The sequence below is a fragment of the Escherichia coli DSM 30083 = JCM 1649 = ATCC 11775 genome, assembly GCF_003697165.2.
Classification (GTDB): domain Bacteria; phylum Pseudomonadota; class Gammaproteobacteria; order Enterobacterales; family Enterobacteriaceae; genus Escherichia; species Escherichia coli.
Map to the genome: position 1 here is coordinate 1113370 of NZ_CP033092.2, position 23188 is coordinate 1136557.

At 51.3% G+C, this 23188-nt stretch carries 24 protein-coding genes and 1 pseudogene; 17 read left to right on the forward strand and 8 right to left on the reverse strand.

All coding sequences use genetic code 11. The annotated features are described in order from the left end of the window. Positions 1-24: 24 nt before the first annotated feature. From ygcP to queD, 4 genes are all read right to left on the reverse strand, one after another. Positions 25-600, reverse strand: coding sequence for a glycerol-3-phosphate responsive antiterminator (gene ygcP / locus EAS44_RS06155; protein ID WP_001130266.1), 576 nt, complete (start codon positions 598-600; stop codon positions 25-27). A 16-nt stretch (positions 601-616) separates the two neighbouring features. Further along, positions 617-877 carry a ferredoxin family protein gene (gene ygcO / locus EAS44_RS06160; RefSeq protein ID WP_000109512.1) on the reverse strand — a complete coding sequence of 87 codons (261 nt, stop codon included), beginning with the start codon at positions 875-877 and terminating at the stop codon, positions 617-619. Continuing rightward, positions 868-2139 carry an FAD-dependent oxidoreductase gene (ygcN, locus tag EAS44_RS06165; RefSeq protein ID WP_001331616.1) on the reverse strand — a complete coding sequence of 424 codons (1272 nt, stop codon included), beginning with the start codon at positions 2137-2139 and terminating at the stop codon, positions 868-870. The genes ygcO and ygcN overlap by 10 nt, the downstream gene beginning before the upstream one ends. Before the next feature lie 77 nt (positions 2140-2216). Next, positions 2217-2579, reverse strand: coding sequence for a 6-carboxytetrahydropterin synthase QueD (gene queD, locus EAS44_RS06170; RefSeq protein ID WP_000108301.1), 363 nt, complete (start codon positions 2577-2579; stop codon positions 2217-2219). A gap of 318 nt (positions 2580-2897) precedes the next feature. On the opposite strand from queD, the gene cysJ reads away from it, so the two are divergent. The 4 genes from cysJ to EAS44_RS06195 all read left to right on the forward strand — a co-directional run bounded on the left by cysJ (position 2898) and on the right by EAS44_RS06195 (position 7634). Continuing rightward, complete coding sequence (gene cysJ, locus EAS44_RS06175) at positions 2898-4697, forward strand: NADPH-dependent assimilatory sulfite reductase flavoprotein subunit (RefSeq protein ID WP_000211914.1); 1800 nt, start codon at positions 2898-2900, stop codon at positions 4695-4697. Then, positions 4697-6409, forward strand: a complete 1713-nt coding sequence (cysI, locus tag EAS44_RS06180; RefSeq protein WP_001290708.1) for an assimilatory sulfite reductase (NADPH) hemoprotein subunit — start codon at positions 4697-4699, stop codon at positions 6407-6409. Before cysJ ends, cysI begins: the two co-directional genes overlap by 1 nt. Positions 6410-6482: 73 nt before the next feature. Continuing rightward, on the forward strand, positions 6483-7217 hold the full coding sequence (cysH, locus tag EAS44_RS06185; RefSeq protein WP_000039865.1) for a phosphoadenosine phosphosulfate reductase: 735 nt from the start codon (positions 6483-6485) through the stop codon (positions 7215-7217). A gap of 264 nt (positions 7218-7481) precedes the next feature. Beyond that, positions 7482-7634, forward strand: a complete 153-nt coding sequence (locus EAS44_RS06195; RefSeq protein WP_000956458.1) for a Hok/Gef family protein — start codon at positions 7482-7484, stop codon at positions 7632-7634. A 124-nt stretch (positions 7635-7758) separates the two neighbouring features. On the opposite strand, the gene iap is transcribed toward EAS44_RS06195, so the two are convergent. Next, a complete protein-coding gene (gene iap, locus EAS44_RS06200) occupies positions 7759-8796 on the reverse strand; it encodes an alkaline phosphatase isozyme conversion aminopeptidase (protein WP_000490443.1) in 1038 nt (345 codons plus the stop codon). Between the two features lie 251 nt (positions 8797-9047). On the opposite strand from iap, the gene cysD reads away from it, so the two are divergent. The 12 genes and pseudogenes from cysD to rpoS form a co-directional block, all read left to right on the forward strand. Beyond that, complete coding sequence (gene cysD / locus EAS44_RS06205; RefSeq protein ID WP_000372397.1) at positions 9048-9956, forward strand: sulfate adenylyltransferase subunit CysD; 909 nt, start codon at positions 9048-9050, stop codon at positions 9954-9956. A gap of 1 nt (position 9957) precedes the next feature. Next, positions 9958-11385, forward strand: coding sequence for a sulfate adenylyltransferase subunit CysN (gene cysN / locus EAS44_RS06210; RefSeq protein ID WP_001090357.1), 1428 nt, complete (start codon positions 9958-9960; stop codon positions 11383-11385). After that, positions 11385-11990, forward strand: a complete 606-nt coding sequence (cysC, locus tag EAS44_RS06215) for an adenylyl-sulfate kinase (RefSeq protein WP_001173653.1) — start codon at positions 11385-11387, stop codon at positions 11988-11990. The genes cysN and cysC overlap by 1 nt, the downstream gene beginning before the upstream one ends. A 49-nt stretch (positions 11991-12039) precedes the next feature. Then, the gene (gene ygbE, locus EAS44_RS06220) at positions 12040-12363 is read left to right on the forward strand and encodes a DUF3561 family protein (protein WP_001246113.1); all 324 of its coding nucleotides are present in this window, start codon (positions 12040-12042) and stop codon (positions 12361-12363) included. A 192-nt stretch (positions 12364-12555) separates the two neighbouring features. Then, entirely contained in the window at positions 12556-12867 is a 312-nt protein-coding gene (gene ftsB, locus EAS44_RS06225; protein ID WP_000517479.1) for a cell division protein FtsB, read from the forward strand. A gap of 18 nt (positions 12868-12885) precedes the next feature. Continuing rightward, on the forward strand, positions 12886-13596 hold the full coding sequence (gene ispD / locus EAS44_RS06230; protein WP_000246149.1) for a 2-C-methyl-D-erythritol 4-phosphate cytidylyltransferase: 711 nt from the start codon (positions 12886-12888) through the stop codon (positions 13594-13596). Next, entirely contained in the window at positions 13596-14075 is a 480-nt protein-coding gene (ispF, locus tag EAS44_RS06235) for a 2-C-methyl-D-erythritol 2,4-cyclodiphosphate synthase (RefSeq protein ID WP_001219247.1), read from the forward strand. Before ispD ends, ispF begins: the two co-directional genes overlap by 1 nt. Continuing rightward, entirely contained in the window at positions 14072-15121 is a 1050-nt protein-coding gene (gene truD / locus EAS44_RS06240) for a tRNA pseudouridine(13) synthase TruD (RefSeq protein WP_000568928.1), read from the forward strand. The genes ispF and truD overlap by 4 nt, the downstream gene beginning before the upstream one ends. Next, positions 15102-15863 carry a 5'/3'-nucleotidase SurE gene (gene surE / locus EAS44_RS06245; RefSeq protein WP_001295182.1) on the forward strand — a complete coding sequence of 254 codons (762 nt, stop codon included), beginning with the start codon at positions 15102-15104 and terminating at the stop codon, positions 15861-15863. Before truD ends, surE begins: the two co-directional genes overlap by 20 nt. Then, on the forward strand, positions 15857-16483 hold the full coding sequence (pcm, locus tag EAS44_RS06250) for a protein-L-isoaspartate O-methyltransferase (RefSeq protein ID WP_000254701.1): 627 nt from the start codon (positions 15857-15859) through the stop codon (positions 16481-16483). Before surE ends, pcm begins: the two co-directional genes overlap by 7 nt. A gap of 184 nt (positions 16484-16667) precedes the next feature. Then, a complete protein-coding gene (gene nlpD, locus EAS44_RS06255; RefSeq protein WP_306174120.1) occupies positions 16668-17762 on the forward strand; it encodes a murein hydrolase activator NlpD in 1095 nt (364 codons plus the stop codon). 62 nt (positions 17763-17824) lie between these two features. Continuing rightward, positions 17825-18814: pseudogene (gene rpoS / locus EAS44_RS06260) on the forward strand (RNA polymerase sigma factor RpoS); the annotation flags it as partial. Positions 18815-18994: 180 nt separating this feature from the next. Here rpoS and EAS44_RS06265 read toward each other — a convergent pair. After that, positions 18995-19546, reverse strand: coding sequence for a flavodoxin family protein (locus tag EAS44_RS06265; protein ID WP_001179442.1), 552 nt, complete (start codon positions 19544-19546; stop codon positions 18995-18997). Between the two features lie 224 nt (positions 19547-19770). Between EAS44_RS06265 and EAS44_RS06270 the strand changes: the two genes are divergently transcribed. Further along, positions 19771-20814, forward strand: a complete 1044-nt coding sequence (locus EAS44_RS06270) for an MBL fold metallo-hydrolase (protein WP_001161578.1) — start codon at positions 19771-19773, stop codon at positions 20812-20814. A gap of 142 nt (positions 20815-20956) precedes the next feature. On the opposite strand, the gene ygbN is transcribed toward EAS44_RS06270, so the two are convergent. Both ygbN and ygbM read right to left on the reverse strand, forming a co-directional pair. Continuing rightward, the gene (gene ygbN / locus EAS44_RS06275) at positions 20957-22321 is read right to left on the reverse strand and encodes a GntP family transporter (RefSeq protein ID WP_000104443.1); all 1365 of its coding nucleotides are present in this window, start codon (positions 22319-22321) and stop codon (positions 20957-20959) included. Between the two features lie 88 nt (positions 22322-22409). Beyond that, positions 22410-23186 carry an HPr family phosphocarrier protein gene (ygbM, locus tag EAS44_RS06280; protein WP_001136908.1) on the reverse strand — a complete coding sequence of 259 codons (777 nt, stop codon included), beginning with the start codon at positions 23184-23186 and terminating at the stop codon, positions 22410-22412. Between the last annotated feature and the right edge of the window lie 2 nt (positions 23187-23188).

Below are 23188 nucleotides of genomic sequence, written 5' to 3' on the forward strand. Positions count from 1 at the left end.
ATTCAACTTGTTACGATTATCCCGTCAAAGCAATTTTTTCGCTAACGTCCAGACCCCAGTATTCGTGGTGGAAAGCGCCACAACACCCGCGTTAATCGCATTACGCGCATCTTCTTCATCGCACACCAGCCCGCCAGCAATCAGCGGTTGGCGGATTTTCTCCGTCACCCAGCCCAGCACTTTAGGCATGCAGCCTGGCAGGATCTCAATACAATCCGGATTCGATTGCGCAACTTGCTTATCAATGTTGTGAAACGAAATCGAATCAACAATAAACAGTCGATGAATACAGAAAAAACCTTCCGCTCTTGCTGCTTTCAGCATTGAGGCTTTGGTACTGATAATTCCGTCCGCCTCGGTTACCAGTTTCAAAAACTGAATCACCACTTCTTTATTTGACGCGCCTTCCAGCAAATCAACATGAATAAAAGCATATTTCCCGGCGTTCTTAATCTTTTTAACGATATTACTAATGGTGCAGATATTGCCGTACAACACGGAAATAAACTGGCATTCAGAGTCGATTGCCAGTTGCAGGCTGGCATTATCTTTAACGGCAGCAATCACCGGATTCTGGCGGAGCAGGTGTAAGAGGGGCATAAATTATCCTTATTATTTATCCAAAGCGGTAGGTGATGCCGAATCCGGAAGGCGGATAGCGCCACTGTTGTAGTGTTGATTCGTCGCACAGCAAACGGCAGGTGCCACACTCCAGGCAGCCGTGATAATCAACACGTAAGCCACCTTCAGGTGTGAGCGAAAAAAGACCTGCTGGACAGGCGTTAATCAACCGTTGTGCCGTCTGGCGCTCAACGGAGTCAGCTGGAACAATGTGCGGCGCATCGGCAGCGCGCCAGAGATTACGGGCTACAGACATCGCAGACTCTTGATAACATCGCCCGTCAGATGCCACAAGCCGTGACGACGTAAATGACGCCAGAGCAACTGGCGCAGCGGTGGAACAGGTGTATTCCCCTGATCCCATAAATCACGGGAAATATCCTGCATTAACCCAGACCACACCCGATACCAGCCAGGGCGTTGCAAAAGCGCCGGAACATGCTGATAACGCTGTAGAACATCCCACAGCAGGCTGCGCTCTACGTTGTGATGATAAAGCGGAAACAGATTTTGCGGCTCGCGGTGCTGGCAGGCGCTTATCAGCGTTTGTGCCGCCGCCTGCGCGCCAGTTAGCGCCATATCCATACCGCGCACGGAAATTCCGGTATTGACGCAACTGCGCAACGCATCGCCCACCAGCAGCCAGCCGTTACCGGCGTATTGCACCGGCATACTGCGCAGGCCACCTTCTGGCACCAGATGCGCACCATACTCCAGTGATTCCGTGTTTTTGATAAGCGGGCGCACTGCCGGATGCGTTTTAAAGCGAGCCAGCAGCTCGCTTGCCGGAACACGACTTTGCGTAAGGGAGGAGAGCGGGCAAACAATCCCTAACGAGAGCGTTTGTTGATTAGTATAAAGAAATGCGCCGCCGGGTAAGTCATCACAGATCCCGCCGCTGAACAACAACGCTGCGCCTTCGTTATTCTCCAGATGAAAACGTTCTTCAATAGCGGATGGTTCCAGCGTCAGCACTTCTTTGATCCCCAATGCCATCGCTTCGCCAGCAGGACGAGTCACTAACCCGTGGCGTTCCGCGAGGACGCTGTTGGCACCTTCTGCCAGCACCACATAACGGGCGCGAAGAATATCGTCACCACAAATGACACCACACACCCTGCCGTTTTCTTCATACAGTGCATCTACCGTCGCACCGGGGATGCATTCGACACCTTCTTTTTCGGCTTCGGCAACCAGCCACGGATCGAATCGTGCACGTAATACACTCCAGGATTCACCGCCGGGCTGTAAGCTGGAAAACGTCGTTGCGCCATCTGGCGTTAACAGAGAAAGACTTTCGTGAGTGATGCGTCGTTCAAGGGGCGCGGTCAGGTGAAATTGCGGGAGGAGTTCCGCGAGCGCATGGGTGTATAGCCGCCCGCCGGAAAGATTTTTGCTGCCGGGAATCTCCGCTCGTTCCAGTAACAGAACGGATAAACCCGCTCGCGCGCAGCGTAACGCGCAAGCGGTGCCAGCAATACCGGCACCAATAATAATAATGTCGCAGTCGTCTTCCATGTCATGCCCCAGATATCCAGAACACAACACCCTAACATAGCGTTACTTAAGGGAAATTGACCGCCGACACACTCTTATCATTCGCCGCGATAGATACAACCTGCGGTGCAGGTTTCTTTTACCATCACCGCACTTAACAGCGGCACAACGGGTTTAACCTGATCCCAAATCCATTTTGCTAAAACTTCGCTGGTTGGGTTTTCCAGACCAGGAATATCATTGAGATAATGGTGATCGAGGCGCTCATAAGTTGGTTTAAACGCCGCTTTCAGTTCAGCGAAATCGATAATCCAGCCCGTATGCGGATCGACTTCCCCGGTAATTTCCAGTCGCACCATAAAGGAATGCCCGTGCAGGCGACCACATTTATGCCCTTGTGGGACGTGCGGCAAGCGGTGAGCGGCTTCGAAGGTGAAATCTTTAAATAACGTGGTGGACATCATAATTTCTCTACATGACGATAAAACCGCCGTAGAGTACCGGAAAGGCTGTTTTTTCGCATTATCTAAAACGACTTTGTTGCGCAAAATCGCTGATTTATCTTATTGATGGGCAATATTCATTTGTTTTTCATTGGGTTGGTTAATCTATTTTGTTGTTAAAGACTATTGCTAAAACAGGTTAGTCGATTTGGTTATTAGTTATCGCTATCCCGTCTTTAATCCACACCGTTCACCCCGTTAACCTTACCTTCTCTTCTGTTTTATGGGCGCTGACAGGGCGCAGAAACAGCTTTGCTTACTGGAACATAACGACGCATGACGACACAGGTCCCACCTTCCGCGTTGCTTCCGTTGAACCCGGAGCAACTGGCACGCCTTCAGGCGGCCACGACCGATTTAACTCCTACCCAGCTTGCCTGGGTTTCTGGCTATTTCTGGGGCGTGCTCAACCAGCAGCCTGCTGCGCTTGCAGCGACGCCAGCGCCCGCCGCAGAAATGCCGGGTATAACTATTATCTCCGCCTCGCAAACCGGCAATGCGCGCCGGGTTGCTGAAGCATTACGCGATGATTTATTAGCGGCAAAACTGAACGTTAAGCTGGTGAACGCGGGTGACTATAAATTCAAACAAATCGCCAGCGAAAAACTGCTTATCGTGGTGACGTCAACGCAAGGGGAAGGGGAACCGCCGGAAGAAGCCGTCGCGCTGCATAAGTTCCTGTTCTCCAAAAAAGCGCCAAAGCTGGAAAACACCGCGTTTGCCGTGTTTAGCCTCGGCGATAGCTCTTATGAATTTTTCTGCCAGTCCGGGAAAGATTTTGACAGTAAGCTGGCGGAACTGGGCGGTGAACGCCTGCTCGACCGTGTCGATGCCGACGTTGAATACCAGGCTGCTGCCAGCGAGTGGCGCGCCCGCGTGGTTGATGCGCTTAAATCGCGTGCGCCTGTCGCGGCACCTTCGCAATCCGTCGCTACTGGCACGGTAAATGAAATCCACACCAGCCCGTATAGCAAAGACGCGCCGCTGGCGGCCAGCCTTTCGGTTAACCAGAAAATTACCGGGCGTAACTCTGAAAAAGACGTTCGTCACATTGAAATTGACTTAGGTGACTCTGGCCTGCGTTACCAGCCGGGTGACGCGTTGGGCGTCTGGTATCAGAACGATCCGGCACTGGTGAAAGAACTTGTCGAACTGCTGTGGCTGAAAGGCGATGAACCTGTCACCGTCGAGGGCAAAACGTTGCCTCTGAACGAAGCGCTACAGTGGCACTTCGAACTGACCGTCAACACCGCCAACATTGTTGAGAACTATGCCACGCTTACCCGCAGCGAAACGCTGCTGCCGCTGGTGGGCGATAAAGCGAAGTTACAGCATTACGCCGCGACGACGCCGATTGTCGACATGGTGCGTTTCTCTCCGGCGCAACTGGATGCCGAAGCGCTGATTAATCTGCTGCGCCCGCTGACCCCGCGCCTGTATTCCATCGCCTCCTCGCAGGCGGAAGTCGAGAACGAAGTGCACGTTACCGTTGGTGTGGTGCGTTACGACGTGGAAGGCCGCGCCCGTGCCGGTGGTGCCTCCAGCTTCCTCGCGGATCGTGTGGAAGAAGAGGGTGAAGTCCGCGTCTTTATCGAACATAACGACAACTTCCGCCTGCCAACCAATCCGGAAACCCCGGTGATCATGATTGGCCCTGGCACCGGCATCGCGCCGTTCCGTGCCTTTATGCAGCAGCGTGCTGCCGACGAAGCGCCGGGTAAAAACTGGCTATTCTTTGGCAACCCACACTTTACGGAAGATTTCCTCTACCAGGTGGAATGGCAGCGTTACGTCAAAGAAGGCGTGCTGACGCGCATCGATCTCGCCTGGTCGCGCGATCAAAAAGAAAAAATTTACGTACAAGACAAACTGCGCGAACAGGGCGCAGAGCTGTGGCGCTGGATCAATGACGGTGCCCACATTTATGTCTGCGGCGACGCTAATCGCATGGCGAAAGACGTTGAGCAGGCACTTCTGGAAGTGATTGCCGAATTTGGTGGCATGGACACCGAAGCGGCGGATGAATTTTTAAGTGAGCTGCGCGTAGAGCGCCGTTATCAGCGAGATGTCTACTAATGAGCGAAAAACATCCAGGACCTTTAGTGGTCGAAGGAAAACTGACAGACGCCGAGCGCATGAAGCTTGAAAGCAACTACCTGCGCGGCACCATTGCGGAAGATTTAAACGACGGTCTGACCGGCGGCTTTAAGGGTGATAACTTCCTGCTGATCCGCTTCCACGGCATGTATCAGCAGGATGACCGCGACATCCGCGCCGAACGTGCTGAACAGAAGCTGGAACCACGTCACGCGATGCTGCTTCGCTGTCGTCTGCCGGGTGGGGTGATTACCACTAAACAGTGGCAGGCGATCGACAAATTTGCCGGTGAAAACACCATCTATGGCAGCATTCGCCTGACCAACCGCCAGACGTTTCAGTTCCACGGCATTCTGAAAAAGAACGTCAAACCGGTGCACCAGATGCTGCACTCGGTCGGTCTTGATGCGCTGGCGACCGCCAACGACATGAACCGTAACGTACTCTGCACCTCGAACCCTTACGAGTCGCAGCTGCACGCGGAAGCATATGAATGGGCGAAGAAAATTTCTGAACATCTGCTGCCTCGTACCCGCGCGTATGCGGAGATCTGGCTCGATCAGGAAAAAGTCGCCACTACTGATGAAGAGCCGATCCTTGGTCAGACCTACCTGCCGCGTAAGTTCAAAACCACGGTAGTGATCCCGCCGCAGAACGATATCGATCTGCACGCCAACGACATGAACTTCGTGGCGATCGCCGAAAACGGCAAGCTGGTGGGCTTTAACCTGCTGGTGGGCGGTGGGCTTTCCATTGAACACGGCAACAAGAAAACCTACGCCCGCACGGCGAGTGAGTTTGGTTATTTACCGCTGGAACATACGCTGGCGGTAGCGGAAGCCGTTGTGACGACTCAGCGCGACTGGGGTAATCGTACCGATCGTAAAAATGCCAAAACCAAATACACGCTGGAGCGGGTGGGGGTTGAGACATTTAAAGCGGAAGTCGAACGTCGCGCGGGGATCAAATTCGAGCCGATTCGCCCGTATGAGTTTACCGGACGCGGCGATCGTATTGGCTGGGTTAAGGGCATTGATGATAACTGGCACCTGACGCTGTTTATCGAAAATGGTCGCATTCTTGATTATCCGGGACGTCCGCTGAAAACCGGCTTGCTGGAGATCGCGAAGATCCACAAAGGTGATTTCCGCATTACGGCGAACCAGAATCTGATCATCGCCGGCGTGCCGGAAAGCGAGAAAGCGAAGATCGAGAAGATCGCCAAAGAAAGCGGGTTAATGAATGCCGTCACGCCGCAGCGTGAAAACTCAATGGCCTGCGTGTCATTCCCGACTTGCCCGCTGGCGATGGCGGAAGCGGAGCGTTTCCTGCCGTCTTTTATCGACAACATCGATAATTTAATGGCGAAACATGGTGTCAGCGATGAGCATATCGTGATGCGTGTAACAGGCTGCCCGAACGGTTGTGGTCGCGCGATGCTGGCGGAAGTGGGTCTGGTGGGGAAAGCGCCGGGTCGCTACAACCTGCATCTTGGCGGCAACCGCATTGGGACACGTATCCCACGGATGTATAAAGAAAACATCACCGAGCCGGAAATCCTGGCGTCGCTTGATGAACTGATAGGGCGCTGGGCGAAAGAGCGCGAAGTGGGTGAAGGCTTCGGCGACTTTACGGTGCGTGCGGGCATCATTCGCCCGGTGCTCGATCCGGCGCGCGATTTGTGGGATTAACCATCAGCCCGGTCTTGTAGGCCTGATAAGATGTGTAAGCGTTGCATCAGGCAAGGCAAACAGTGAGGAACTTATGTCCAAACTCGATCTAAACGCCCTGAACGAACTGCCAAAGGTAGACCGGATTCTGGCGCTGGCGGAAACTAACGCCCAACTGGAAAAACTGGACGCTGAAGGCCGCGTAGCCTGGGCGCTGGATAATCTGCCCGGTGAATATGTACTTTCTTCCAGCTTTGGCATTCAGGCGGCGGTGAGTCTGCATCTGGTGAATCAGATTCGCCCGGATATTCCAGTGATCCTCACCGATACCGGCTATCTGTTCCCGGAAACCTACCGCTTTATTGACGAGTTAACGGATAAACTCAAGCTCAACCTGAAAGTGTACCGTGCTACCGAAAGCGCCGCCTGGCAGGAAGCACGCTACGGCAAACTGTGGGAGCAGGGCGTTGAAGGCATTGAAAAGTACAATGACATCAACAAAGTCGAACCGATGAACCGGGCGCTGAAAGAACTGAATGTGCAAACCTGGTTTGCTGGCCTGCGCCGTGAACAATCCGGCAGCCGCGCCAATTTACCGGTGCTGGCAATTCAGCGTGGCGTATTTAAAGTGCTGCCGATTATCGACTGGGATAACCGAACTATTTATCAGTACCTGCAAAAACATGGCCTGAAATATCACCCATTATGGGATGAAGGATATTTATCGGTGGGCGATACCCATACAACCCGTAAATGGGAACCCGGCATGGCGGAAGAAGAAACGCGTTTCTTTGGCTTAAAAAGGGAATGTGGATTACACGAAGGGTAAATATTGCCGGATAAATTAAACGCCTCTGTCAGAAATGATGGGGGCGTTTTTATTTTGCGAGCAGCATTCCGGCATTTAAACGAGAACGTCGCAGGGAGAATTAACAGGTATAGAATGGCATTGGGTGCTTGAGGCTGTCTGGCGTTAAGCATTCGCGAGGTTCCAGATGGACAAAAGCCCCAGGCGATATTTCTATCAACCTGAGGCCTACGTTCGAACCTAAGCAATTCGGATGTTAGTCTCTTCTTTGCAGGGAGGCAAGACATGCTGACAAAATATGCCCTTGTGGCAATCATCGTACTGTGTTGTACAGTACTGGGATTCACGTTGATGGTAGGCGACTCGTTGTGTGAGTTGAGTATCAGAGAACGTGGTATGGAGTTTAAGGCAGTTCTCGCTTACGAATCGAAGAAGTAGCCACCACGCGGGGTAAAACCCCGCGTACTGAATTGTGATGGTTTGGTCTCCTGCACCCTTTTTTATACTCTGTTTCTGGTGGCATTGATTTCCTGCAGGCAAGGGAGTAATCATTTCAAACCCATTAAGATGCCTTCGCCAGCTCCTTCACCAACGGTAGCATTATCCGCATAACATCACGGCAGCGACGTTCTATTCTTCCAGGAAGTGCCTTATCAATATGCTGTTGATTATCCAGTCTTACGTCATGCCAGCTATTTCCCGCAGGGAATGCGGCTGTTTTTGCGCGTTGCTGATAACCATCCTTATTGCCAAGATTCCAGTTAGTCGCTTCCACCGAAAGTACAGCAATACCGGCTTTGTCGAATATTTCTGCGTCATTACAACACCCGGTGCCTTTCGGATAGTTTTTATTCAAACCTGGATTTGTGGTGGCGGCAATTCCATGGCTGCGGGCAATTGCCAGCGCCCGGTCGCGCGTTAATTTCCTTACTGCTTCAGGTGTGTTTACGCCACTGTTGAAATACAGCTTATCGCCAACAATTAAGTTATCGAGATTAATCACCAGCAGCGTATTTTTCTTTTCGGTGTCACTCATCCGCTTGAGTAAATTCTCAGCGCCTAATTTTCCTTCCTCTTCGCCGCTGGTCGCCACAAATCGAATACCATACTCGGTAGGCGTATTTTTCAGGTGTTCAGCCAGTTCCAGCATGACACCTAAACCTGCGGCGTTATCATCCATTCCTTGTAACGTTAGCCCGCCGAGATTGGCATCGGCGTCAGCATCGCTCAGCGGGGCGTAAGTATCCAGATGCGCCATAATGATGATCTGCTGCGGCGCTTTGCCTTCATGAGCGGCAATCACCGTACTTCCCGTCACGTTATGCCAGCTCTTGCGATTATCGCGGGCGGTATAAATATACCGACTATTAAATGTCCGAACATCACTGCGATAACCCATTTGCTGAAACTGTTGGCGAATATAATCGGCAGATAACATTTCTGCAGGAGTTCCGGTCATGCGTCCCGGAAAGAAAGTAGCAATATGTCGTGCCTGGGTATTAGCAAAATCGCCAGGTTTAGGTGACGAGGCGTGTACGGGGAGAATAAAGCATACGCCGAGCGCCAGGGCAGCGGTACGGTGGCGCAATGCGGAAAACATAGTGAGTCCTTAAATACCATGCAAATTTTTTTACCGCCATAGTATGAAACTGCTGCTGCGCTAAAACAATTTCAAATCTTCCTAAACGCCCGAAATCCGGTGCCTTAAGCACTTTTTGATATTAGCTTTGCCAAATCGTTATTCCGTTAAGGAACTACTCATTCTAATTGGTAATTTCATTCGTTCTCTTACGCTCCCTATAGTCGAAACATCTGATGGCAAGAAAATAGCGGTATTGCAAAGGAACGGTTATGGATCAAAAACGACTTACCCACCTGCGGCAACTGGAGGCGGAAAGCATCCACATTATTCGCGAGGTGGCTGCAGAATTCTCAAATCCGGTGATGCTCTACTCTATCGGTAAAGATTCCAGCGTCATGCTGCATCTGGCGCGCAAGGCGTTTTATCCAGGTACGCTGCCTTTCCCGTTGCTGCATGTCGATACCGGCTGGAAATTCCGCGAGATGTATGAGTTCCGCGATCGTACGGCGAAAGCCTACGGCTGCGAGCTGCTGGTGCATAAAAACCCGGAAGGCGTGGCGATGGGGATTAATCCATTCGTACACGGCAGCGCGAAACATACCGATATTATGAAAACTGAAGGCCTGAAACAGGCGCTGAACAAATACGGTTTTGATGCCGCCTTCGGTGGTGCGCGCCGTGACGAAGAGAAATCCCGCGCTAAAGAGCGAATCTACTCTTTCCGTGACCGCTTCCATCGCTGGGATCCGAAAAATCAGCGCCCGGAGCTGTGGCACAACTACAACGGGCAAATTAACAAAGGCGAAAGCATCCGCGTCTTCCCGCTCTCAAACTGGACCGAGCAGGATATCTGGCAATACATCTGGCTGGAAAATATCGACATTGTTCCGCTGTATCTCGCTGCGGAACGTCCGGTTCTGGAACGCGACGGTATGCTGATGATGATTGATGACAACCGTATCAACCTGCAATCGGGCGAAGTGATTAAAAAACGGATGGTGCGTTTCCGCACACTGGGCTGTTGGCCGCTGACCGGCGCGGTGGAGTCAAATGCGCAAACACTGCCGGAGATCATCGAAGAGATGCTGGTTTCCACCACCAGTGAACGTCAGGGCCGCGTAATTGACCGCGACCAGGCGGGGTCTATGGAGCTGAAAAAACGTCAGGGGTATTTTTAAGATGAACACCGCACTTGCACAACAAATCGCCAATGAAGGCGGCGTCGAAGCCTGGATGATTGCGCAACAACATAAAAGCCTGCTGCGTTTTCTGACCTGTGGTAGCGTCGATGACGGCAAAAGTACCCTGATTGGTCGCCTGCTGCACGATACCCGCCAAATCTACGAAGATCAGCTCTCATCGCTGCATAACGACAGTAAGCGTCACGGCACCCAGGGCGAAAAGCTGGATCTGGCACTGCTGGTGGACGGCCTGCAAGCTGAGCGCGAACAGGGCATCACTATTGATGTGGCCTACCGCTATTTCTCTACCGAGAAGCGTAAATTTATTATCGCCGACACCCCAGGGCACGAGCAGTACACCCGCAATATGGCGACTGGCGCATCGACATGTGAACTGGCGATCTTACTGATCGATGCCCGTAAAGGCGTGCTCGATCAAACCCGTCGTCACAGTTTTATCTCCACACTGTTGGGGATCAAACATCTGGTCGTGGCGATCAACAAAATGGATCTGGTGGATTACAGTGAAGAGACGTTCACCCGTATTCGTGAAGATTATCTGACTTTTGCCGGGCAGCTGCCGGGTAATCTGGATATCCGCTTTGTGCCGCTCTCCGCACTGGAAGGCGACAACGTGGCTTCGCAAAGTGAAAGTATGCCGTGGTACAGCGGTCCGACACTGCTAGAAGTGCTGGAAACCGTGGAGATCCAGCGAGTGGTGGATGCTCAGCCAATGCGCTTCCCGGTGCAGTACGTTAACCGTCCGAATCTCGATTTTCGTGGCTACGCCGGAACGCTGGCATCCGGTCGTGTGGAAGTCGGGCAACGTGTCAAAGTGCTGCCCTCTGGTGTGGAATCAAACGTCGCGCGGATCGTGACCTTTGATGGCGATCGCGAAGAAGCCTTTGCCGGAGAAGCGATCACCCTGGTGCTGACGGATGAGATCGACATCAGCCGTGGCGATCTGCTGCTGGCGGCAGACGAAGCGTTACCGGCTGTGCAGAGCGCGTCGGTGGATGTGGTATGGATGGCGGAACAGCCGCTTTCCCCGGGCCAGAGTTACGACATCAAAATTGCCGGTAAGAAGACGCGTGCTCGTGTTGATGGCATTCATTATCAGGTTGATATCAATAACCTTACCCAACGCGAAGTTGAAAACCTGCCGCTGAACGGCATCGGCCTGGTAGATCTCACCTTTGACGAGCCACTGGTGTTAGATCGTTATCAGCAAAACCCGGTTACCGGTGGGCTGATTTTTATCGATCGCCTGAGTAATGTGACCGTAGGTGCCGGTATGGTGCACGAACCAGTTAGCCAGGCAACTGCTGCGCCATCTGAATTCAGTGCATTCGAACTGGAATTGAATGCCCTGGTTCGCCGCCATTTCCCGCATTGGGGTGCGCGCGATTTACTGGGAGATAAATAATGGCTCTGCATGACGAAAACGTCGTCTGGCATAGCCACCCAGTAACTCCGCAACAACGCGAACAGCACCACGGTCATCGTGGTGTTGTGCTGTGGTTTACCGGCCTCTCTGGTTCCGGTAAATCAACCGTCGCGGGGGCGCTGGAGGAGGCGTTACATAAACTTGGCGTCAGTACGTATCTGCTGGATGGCGACAACGTTCGCCACGGATTATGCAGCGATCTCGGTTTTAGCGATGCCGACCGTAAAGAGAATATCCGTCGCGTCGGTGAAGTGGCGAATTTGATGGTTGAAGCCGGACTGGTGGTGCTGACCGCATTTATCTCGCCACACCGCGCCGAACGCCAGATGGTTCGCGAACGCGTAGGAGAAGGGCGCTTTATCGAAGTGTTTGTCGATACGCCGCTGGCGATTTGCGAAGCCCGCGATCCAAAAGGTTTATATAAGAAAGCGCGTGCCGGTGAACTGCGCAACTTTACGGGAATAGATTCCGTTTACGAAGCGCCTGAATCGGCAGAAATTCATCTCAATGGTGAACAATTAGTAACAAATTTGGTACAGCAATTATTAGATCTGTTGAGACAGAACGATATTATCAGATCCTGAGACACCACCGGGTTTTCATGCCCGGTTCGTCAAAGTAACAGGATCAGATATGCGTAACAGCCACAACATTACATTAACAAATAACGACAGCCTTACTGAGGTTGAAGACACCACATGGTCGCTGCCTGGCGCTGTGGTTGGTTTTTTATCGTGGCTGTGCGCGTTGGCAATTCCGATGTTGATTTATGGCTCTAACACGCTGCTCTTTTTTATCTACACCTGGCCTTTCTTTCTGGCGCTGATGCCCGTCGCTGTAGTGGTGGGGATTGCACTGCATTCATTGATGGACGGAAAGCTACGCTACAGTATTGTTTTCACTCTGGCGACGGTTGGCATTATGTTTGGTGCGCTGTTTATGTGGCTACTGGGTTAATTGTTCTTTCCTCTCTATTCTGTTCATAATTCAATCCGTAACTAATAATGAGATTATGTTCTGCACGCCCTGGGTATACGTAACAATGGACAAATGTGGTACATTTGCCCGCGTTGTCGCGGTATCCCCAACAGAGGATGTAGAGTCGTCTTCGGATGCATGGGATGAAGATGCCGTTTTTCAGGGGGCAGGATGGGTAAACTAACGCTGCTGTTGCTGGCTATTCTGGTCTGGCTACAGTATTCGCTGTGGTTCGGTAAGAACGGTATACATGACTATACTCGCGTCAATAATGATGTGGCGGCACAGCAAGCTACAAACGCGAAACTTAAAGCGCGAAACGATCAGCTTTTTGCCGAAATTGACGATCTCAATGGCGGCCAGGAGGCGCTCGAAGAGCGTGCGCGTAATGAACTCAGCATGACCAGGCCGGGCGAAACGTTTTATCGTCTGGTGCCTGACGCGTCAAAGCGCGCACAGTCTGCGGGGCAAAATAATCGATAAATCAGCCCGGGAATTAACATGGCAACCACTCATTTGGATGTTTGCGCCGTGGTTCCGGCGGCCGGATTTGGCCGCCGAATGCAAACGGAATGTCCTAAGCAATATCTCTCAATCGGTAATCAAACCATTCTTGAACACTCGGTGCATGCGCTGCTGGCGCATCCCAGGGTGAAACGTGTCGTCATTGCCATAAGTCCTGGCGATAGCCGCTTTGCACAACTTCCTCTGGCGAATCATCCACGAATCACGGTTGTTGATGGTGGTGAAGAGCGTGCCGATTCCGTGCTGGCAGGTCTGAAAGCCGCTGGCGACGCGCAGTGGGTATTGGTGCATGACGCCGCTCGTCCTTGTCTGCATCAGGATGACCTCGCGCGATTGTTGGCGTTGAGCGAAACCAGCCGCACGGGAGGGATCCTCGCTGCGCCGGTGCGCGATACGATGAAACGTGCCGAACCGGGCAAAAATGCCATTGCTCATACCGTTGATCGCAACGGCTTATGGCACGCGCTGACGCCGCAATTTTTCCCTCGTGAGCTGTTACATGACTGCCTGACGCGCGCTCTAAATGAAGGCGCTACCATTACCGACGAAGCCTCGGCGCTGGAATATTGCGGTTTTCATCCGCAACTTGTTGAAGGCCGCGCGGATAACATCAAGGTAACGCGCCCGGAGGATTTGGCGCTGGCCGAATTTTACCTCACCCGAACCATCCATCAGGAGAATACATAATGCGAATTGGACACGGTTTTGACGTACACGCCTTTGGCGGTGAAGGCCCAATTATCATTGGTGGCGTACGCATTCCTTACGAAAAAGGGCTGCTGGCGCATTCTGATGGCGACGTGGCGCTCCATGCGTTGACCGATGCATTGCTTGGCGCGGCGGCGCTGGGAGATATAGGCAAGCTGTTCCCGGATACCGATCCGACATTTAAAGGTGCCGACAGCCGCGAGCTGTTGCGCGAAGCCTGGCGTCGTATTCAGGCGAAAGGTTATGCCCTCGGCAACGTCGATGTCACTATCATCGCTCAGGCACCGAGGATGCTGCCGCATATCCCACAAATGCGCGTGTTTATTGCCGAAGATCTCGGCTGCCATATGGATGATGTTAACGTGAAAGCCACTACTACGGAAAAACTGGGATTTACCGGACGTGGGGAAGGGATTGCCTGTGAAGCGGTGGCGCTACTCATTAAGGCAACAAAATGATTGAGTTTGATAATCTCACTTACCTCCACGGTAAACCGCAAGGCACCGGGCTGCTGAAAGCCAATCCGGAAGACTTTGTGGTGGTGGAAGATTTGGGCTTTGAGCCTGATGGTGAAGGTGAGCATATTCTGGTTAGAATCCTCAAAAACGGCTGCAATACCCGTTTTGTGGCGGATGCACTGGCGAAATTCCTGAAAATTCATGCCCGTGAAGTCAGCTTCGCTGGGCAAAAAGATAAACATGCTGTTACGGAACAGTGGTTATGCGCTCGCGTGCCGGGCAAAGAGATGCCCGATCTGAGCGCCTTTCAACTGGAAGGCTGCCAGGTGCTGGAGTATGCGCGGCACAAGCGCAAGCTGCGTTTAGGGGCGCTGAAAGGTAACGCCTTTACCCTGGTACTACGCGAAGTGAGCAATCGCGATGACGTTGAACAACGTCTGATCGACATTTGCGTAAAAGGTGTACCGAACTACTTCGGTGCCCAACGTTTTGGGATTGGCGGTAGCAACTTGCAGGGTGCGCTGCGCTGGGCGCAAACCAATACTCCGGTGCGCGATCGCAATAAACGGAGTTTTTGGTTGTCGGCAGCCCGCAGTGCGTTGTTTAATCAGATTGTTGCTGAGCGCCTCAAAAAAGCAGACGTTAATCAAGTTGTTGACGGCGATGCGCTACAATTAGCCGGACGTGGTAGCTGGTTTGTCGCAACCACCGAAGAACTGGCGGAATTACAGCGTCGCGTCAACGATAAAGAGCTGATGATAACCGCCGCATTGCCGGGCAGTGGCGAATGGGGAACTCAGCGTGAAGCGCTGGCATTCGAACAAGCAGCTGTCGCCGAAGAAACTGAATTACAAACCTTACTGGTGCGCGAAAAAGTTGAAGCCGCGCGCAGAGCGATGCTGCTGTATCCGCAACAATTAAGCTGGAACTGGTGGGATGACGTCACCGTAGAAATCCATTTCTGGCTTCCGGCGGGAAGTTTTGCAACCAGCGTTGTCAGGGAACTTATCAACACAACAGGTGATTATGCGCATATTGCTGAGTAATGATGACGGGGTACATGCACCCGGTATACAAACGCTGGCGAAAGCCTTGCGTGAGTTTGCTGACGTTCAGGTGGTCGCCCCCGATCGTAACCGCAGCGGCGCTTCTAATTCTCTGACACTGGAATCCTCCCTGCGTACGTTTACCTTTGAAAATGGTGATATTGCTGTGCAAATGGGAACCCCGACCGATTGCGTCTATCTTGGCGTAAATGCTCTGATGCGCCCGCGCCCGGACATTGTTGTGTCCGGAATTAACGCCGGGCCGAATCTGGGGGATGATGTTATTTATTCCGGTACGGTAGCCGCCGCGATGGAAGGCCGCCATTTAGGTTTTCCGGCGCTTGCCGTCTCGCTTGACGGGCATAAACATTACGACACTGCCGCGGCGGTAACCTGTTCAATTTTGCGCGCACTGTGTAAAGAACCGCTGCGCACCGGGCGTATTCTTAATATTAACGTTCCGGATTTACCCTTGGATCAAATCAAAGGTATTCGCGTGACGCGCTGCGGTACACGACATCCGGCAGATCAGGTGATCCCGCAGCAAGATCCGCGCGGCAATACGCTGTACTGGATTGGCCCGCCGGGCGGTAAATGTGATGCCGGTCCGGGGACCGATTTTGCTGCGGTAGATGAGGGCTATGTTTCCATCACGCCGCTGCATGTGGATTTAACTGCGCATAGCGCGCAAGATGTGGTTTCAGACTGGTTAAACAGCGTGGGAGTTGGCACGCAATGGTAAGCAGACGCGTACAAGCACTTCTGGATCAATTACGTGCGCAAGGTATTCAGGATGAGCTGGTGCTGAATGCACTTGCCGCCGTGCCGCGTGAAAAATTCGTTGATGAAGCGTTTGAACAAAAAGCCTGGGACAATATCGCCTTGCCGATAGGTCAGGGGCAGACAATTTCGCAGCCGTATATGGTGGCGCGAATGACCGAATTACTCGAGCTGACGCCGCAGTCGCGGGTGCTGGAAATTGGCACTGGTTCGGGATATCAAACTGCAATCCTGGCGCATCTTGTCCAACATGTTTGCTCGGTTGAACGGATTAAAGGCTTGCAGTGGCAGGCGCGTCGCCGCCTGAAAAATCTTGATTTACATAATGTTTCAACCCGTCATGGCGATGGATGGCAAGGTTGGCAGGCACGCGCGCCGTTTGACGCTATCATTGTTACGGCGGCACCGCCTGAAATTCCAACTGCGCTAATGACGCAGCTGGACGAAGGCGGGATTCTCGTCTTACCCGTAGGGGAGGAGCACCAGTATTTGAAACGGGTGCGTCGTCGGGGAGGCGAATTTATTATCGATACCGTGGAGGCCGTGCGCTTTGTCCCTTTAGTGAAGGGTGAGCTGGCTTAAAACGTGAGGAAATACCTGGATTTTTCCTGGTTATTTTGCCGCAAGTCAGCGTATCGTGAACATCTTTTCCAGTGTTCAGTATGGTGCCTTGCACGGTAATTATGTCACTGGTTATTAACCAATTTTTCCTGGGGGATAAATGAGCGCGGGAAGCCCAAAATTCACCGTTCGCCGCATTGCGGCATTGTCACTGGTTTCGCTATGGCTGGCAGGCTGTTCTGACACTTCAAATCCACCGGCACCGGTCAGCTCCGTTAATGGCAATGCGCCTGCAAATACCAATTCTGGTATGTTGATTACGCCGCCGCCGAAAATGGGAACGACGTCTACAGCACAGCAACCGCAAATTCAGCCGGTACAGCAGCCACAAATTCAGGCTACTCAACAACCGCAAATCCAGCCAGTGCAGCCAGTAGCTCAGCAGCCGGTACAGATGGAAAACGGACGAATCGTCTACAACCGTCAGTATGGGAACATTCCGAAAGGCAGTTATAGCGGCAGTACATACACCGTGAAAAAAGGCGACACGCTTTTCTATATCGCCTGGATTACTGGCAACGATTTCCGTGACCTTGCTCAGCGCAACAATATTCAGGCACCATACGCGCTGAACGTCGGTCAGACCTTACAGGTGGGTAATGCTTCCGGTACGCCAATCACAGGCGGAAATGCCATTACCCAGGCCGACGCAGCAGAGCAAGGAGTTGTGATCAAGCCTGCACAAAATTCCACCGTTGCTGTTGCGTCGCAACCGACAATTACGTATTCTGAGTCTTCGGGTGAACAGAGTGCTAACAAAATGTTGCCGAACAACAAGCCAACTGCGACCACGGTCACAGCGCCTGTAACGGTACCAACAGCAAGCACAACCGAGCCGACTGTCAGCAGTACATCAACCAGTACGCCTATCTCCACCTGGCGCTGGCCGACTGAGGGCAAAGTGATCGAAACCTTTGGCGCTTCTGAGGGGGGCAACAAGGGGATTGATATCGCAGGCAGCAAAGGACAGGCAATTATCGCGACCGCAGATGGCCGCGTTGTTTATGCCGGTAACGCGCTGCGCGGCTACGGTAATCTGATTATCATCAAACATAATGATGATTACCTGAGTGCCTACGCCCATAACGACACAATGCTGGTCCGGGAACAACAAGAAGTGAAGGCGGGGCAAAAAATAGCAACCATGGGTAGCACCGGAACCAGTTCAACACGCTTGCATTTTGAAATTCGTTACAAGGGGAAATCCGTAAACCCGCTGCGTTATTTGCCGCAGCGATAAATCGGCGGAACCAGGCTTTTGCTTGAATGTTCCGTCAAGGGATCACGGGTAGGAGCCACCTTATGAGTCAGAATACGCTGAAAGTTCATGATTTAAATGAAGATGCGGAATTTGATGAGAACGGAGTTGAGGTTTTTGACGAAAAGGCCTTAGTAGAAGAGGAACCCAGTGATAACGATTTGGCCGAAGAGGAACTGTTATCGCAGGGAGCCACACAGCGTGTGCTGGACGCGACTCAGCTTTACCTTGGTGAGATTGGTTATTCACCACTGTTAACGGCCGAAGAAGAAGTTTATTTTGCGCGTCGCGCACTGCGTGGAGATGTCGCCTCTCGCCGCCGGATGATCGAGAGTAACTTGCGTCTGGTGGTAAAAATTGCCCGCCGTTATGGCAATCGTGGTCTGGCGTTGCTGGACCTGATCGAAGAGGGCAACCTGGGGCTGATCCGCGCGGTAGAGAAGTTTGACCCGGAACGTGGTTTCCGCTTCTCAACATACGCAACCTGGTGGATTCGCCAGACGATCGAACGGGCGATTATGAACCAAACCCGTACTATTCGTTTGCCGATTCACATCGTAAAGGAGCTGAACGTTTACCTGCGAACCGCACGTGAGTTGTCCCATAAGCTGGACCACGAACCAAGTGCGGAAGAGATCGCAGAGCAACTGGATAAGCCAGTTGATGACGTCAGCCGTATGCTTCGTCTTAACGAGCGCATTACCTCGGTAGACACCCCGCTGGGTGGTGATTCCGAAAAAGCGTTGCTGGACATCCTGGCCGATGAAAAAGAGAATGGTCCGGAAGATACCACGCAAGATGACGATATGAAGCAGAGCATCGTCAAATGGCTGTTCGAGCTGAACGCCAAACAGCGTGAAGTACTGGCACGTCGATTCGGTTTGCTGGGGTACGAAGCGGCAACACTGGAAGATGTAGGTCGTGAAATTGGCCTCACCCGTGAACGTGTTCGCCAGATTCAGGTTGAAGGCCTGCGCCGTTTGCGCGAAATCCTGCAAACGCAGGGGCTGAATATCGAAGCGCTGTTCCGCGAAGAAGTAAGCATCTGTCAGAAAGGCCAGTCTCAAGCGAGGCTGGCTTTTTTTCTTTTGGTACATGGTACATGTTGAACTGTTATCGGGTACAGCGTTAAAACTTTATCTGACTGACCAGGAGACGGCACTTTTTAGATGTAGAAGACCGGATAGACGCGTCAGCGTCACATTCGGCAATCATCATTTTAAGCGCGCAGTAATTGTCGCTACGCGTTCACCATATTTCACGGCTGTATCCAGATCGCCCGTAGGGATTTGGTCTGCACCCGCATCGGCTGGAGATTGCACCAGCAAACCGACTGAACCGCCCAGATTGTTTACATCTTCCCTGGTTGACGCAAGCACATTGGCAGGAGCCTGACCTAAACTCACCCACAGACCGCCATGCTGTGAAGCCAGCGTTTGCAGATAGATCAGCGTAACTTGTTTATCGCCATTCAGGCTGGCGCTGTTGGTGAAACCCCCGAAGACTTTATCCTGCCATTTACGTGTAAACCACGCTTTGGAACTGGCATCAGCAAATTTCTTGAATTGCCATGGCGCACCGCCCATATAGGTGGGAGCACCGAAGATAATGGCATCGGCTGCGTCCAGTTTTTCCCACTCCTGCTCAGTGATATTTCCTTCGTTATCAATCGAAATTAAATCTGCATGGGCGCCTTGTGCCACTTTTTCAGCAACCAGTTTAGTGTGACCATATCCTGAATAATAAACCACAGCTATGTTTTGCATATAAATATCCTTTTTACTAATGAATGATTTTTTGAGGCAGGTTTTAAAGATGTAGAGTATTATGCCTTGCAGATATTATTTAAACCATCAAATGATGAACATATTTTTTGAATGAGATAAACATAATATTCGAAGAAAAATGAATCTCGTAACGTAGTAATATCTAAAATAACAGTCTGTTCAGAGATGCTATAAATCAACAACACATTAATAAAGGACTACGTATGCAAGGTATTAAAATATATACAATTCTAGCCTCTTCTCTTATATCTGGTAGTGTTTTTGCTCAAACGGAAATTTCGACTGCAAATTCGTCTACGGTTAATGCAAGTTATGTTGAACCTTCAGCGGAAAAAATAATATCGCCAAGCGATAAACTCAATAACCTTTTTGAAAGAAATATGTCTCAGCCTTATATTTTACAAAAAATTGGCGAGAGAACTTATTATGTTCAACGCTATTTTTATTCCACTACGTTTTATGTCGGAGACAAAGGGGTTTTGCTGTTTGATGCTCCGGAGGGTCGCGGTAAATATTTATTACAGGCAATTCGTGATGTGACTCCATTACCCGTAACAGCGCTGGTTTATTCTCATTACCATGTGGATCACATTGGCGATAGTCCATTTTGGAACGATGAGGCGAAGAAAGAAGGCGTGAATCTGCGTATTATTGCCAGTAAAGCCACTGCTGAAAAAATGCAATTTATGAACAGTCGCTTACCCGTCGCCACTCAGGTTTTAAGTAAAAAAGATGACCAGTTTAAATTTGAAAAGCAGACCATTGAATTACACCGATTTGTTAAAGCAGGACATACCGACGACCATTCTGTATGGTTGCTAAAACAGGAAAAAGTAGCTCACAGCCCGGATCTCCTGAATCCTGACCAACTGCCGATGATGGGCTTCGCCGTATCGGATACGTTGGTTTACCATGACAGTAATTTGCGTCAGGTTGAAATGCTTGACTGGAAATATTTTATTGGCGGGCATGGTAATATTGGTTCACACGATGATTTTAAATTTCAACGCCAGTTTCTTAATGATCTTCGGGATACGACAATTAAAGTCAGAAAAGAAGAAAGTTTTGGTAAATTTATGAATAAAACGGCAAATAATCATGCTGATTTTGCGCGAGCCCAGCGCGAAGCAATTATTAAGAAAGTAACTGAAGTATTACGTCCGAAATATGGCCATATGTATGGCTACGACGCATCTATGCCTGCTAATATCGAAATGGCAATAAGATTGGTCGGTTCTTATTACTAAGATAAAATCAACTTGCAAGAGACTGTAATTATATTGCAAAGTGAAAATTAACCTCGGTAGCGAGATATTACCGAGGTTAATATTGGCATACATTACACCCTTATCAGGCACTTAAACGATACATCATATCTTATCTGGATTATTAGATGACGAGCCATACGCACCAGGTAATTAAGAATCCGGTAAAACCGAGAATGGTCGTTAACACTGTCCAGGTTTTCAGACCGTCTGCTACCGACAACCCCAGATATTTGGTCACAATCCAGAACCCTGAGTCATTAATATGTGACGCGCCAAGCCCACCAAAGCAGGCTGCCAGCGTCACCAATACGCACTGAATCGGATTTAATCCCATCACCGCTTCTGAGAGTAACCCGCTGGTTGTCAGGATTGCTACGGTTGCTGACCCCTGCGATGCACGCAGCGCCAGTGAAATAATAAATGCGGCTGGTAACAGAGGCAGGTCAATCATTTGTAACATGTTGGCAAGGGCTTTACCGACGCCCGATTCCACCAGCACTTTGCCAAATACCCCTCCAGCACCAGTAACCAAAATCACTACCGCCGCAGTGGGAAGGGCAGAGCCCATAATGTCGCTGGTGTGTTGTAAGCTCCAGCCGCGACGTAAAGCCAATAACCAGAATGCCAGCACCAGCGCAATCATTAGAGCTACCATTGGTGAGCCGATCAACTGTAGCGTACCAAGCAGGGGATGCGAAGGCGGCATCAGTGTTGCAGAAACCGTACCCGCCATGATAATCGCGATAGGAATAACAATTAGCGAGGTGACCAGCGCGACGCCCGGTGGATTTATTTTATCGCTTAATTTTGTCGCGCCTTCCTCACTGGCCGGAGCCAGTTGCATCTGTTCCAGTACCTCGACCGACATCGCATATTGGCGCTTATTGATTATTTTCGCTGCAAAGTAGCCAACAACCCCTACGGGAATAGAAATCGCAATACCGATGATGGTTAGCCAGCCGATGTCTGCGTGGAGTAACCCCGCTGCGGCGACAGGGCCTGGATGCGGCGGTACCGCCACGTGAACAGTGAGCATGATCCCAGCGACAGGCAGGCCAAATTTGAGTGGTGATATTTTGGCAACCTTGGCAAAACCGTAAATGATTGGCGCAAGAATAATAAAGCCGACATCAAAGAAGACGGGAATACCGAGGAAGAACGCTGCCAGAGTCAGCGCAGCGATAGTTCGTTTGTCACCTAACTTGCGACTGAAATAATTAGCCAGTGACTCTGCACCACCAGAGTGTTCGATCATACGCCCCAGCATAGCGCCCAGACCAATAATAATAGTGACGGAACCAAGCACACCGCCCATCCCGGCGATCATCACTTTACCCACTTCGCCCGCCGGTATACCCGCCGCAAGTGCGACTAACAGGCTGACGAGGAGCAGAGCAACGAATGGTTGTACCTTTGCCTTGATGACCAGTAGCAACAGCATGATTACGCCAGCTAACGCAATGCATAACAATGTAATTGTGGACATGGGAAACCCTGTCTGAAAGTTATAGTTAACCTACCCCATCCGTAGATGGGGGGATGTATGGGTACGTTGTAATTAGGGATTGAGCGAATTAGCGCCAGGCGTCAAACCAGCCAAGCCCTTCTTCGGTGAGGCCACGAGGTTTGTATTCACAACCGATCCAGCCCTGATATCCCACTTCATCGAACAGGCGGAACAGCCACGGATAGTTGATTTCTCCATCGTCCGGTTCATGTCGATCAGGTAGTCCGGCAATTTGTACGTGCGCATATTTCCCGGCGTAGTCGCGGATTAAATGTGTCAGGTTGCCATCTACTTTTTGCGCATGGAAAGTATCTAGTTGAATAAAAACGTTATCTCGCGCAACCTCTTCAACAATAGCCAGTGCCTGATACTGGCTGGAGAAGAGATAATGAGGCTTAACGCCGGGGCTGAGTGCTTCAACCAATATTCGCTTGCCGTGTGGCGCAAAGCGGTCGGCAGCGTAGCGGAGATTATCAATAAATACTGCCCGGTACCGTTCAGCATCTTCGCCAGCGGGCACGACGCCTGCCATCACATGGACTTGTTCACAATTGAGCGCCAATGCATATTCCAGTGCCAGGTCGATGTCTGCGCGTGCTTCGTGCTCACGTCCGGGAAGGGCGGATAATCCCCATTCTCCCGCATTAATATCTCCGGGAGCGGTATTGAACAGCGCCAGCGTCAGATGGTTTTGCTCCAGTTGCTTTTGGATTTGCAGGGGGGAGTAGTCATAGGGAAACAGAAATTCCACAGCATCGAACCCGGCTTTTCGCGCTGCGGCGAAGCGTTCAATAAAAGGCACTTCGGTGAACATCATGGATAAATTAGCTGCAAAACGAGGCATTG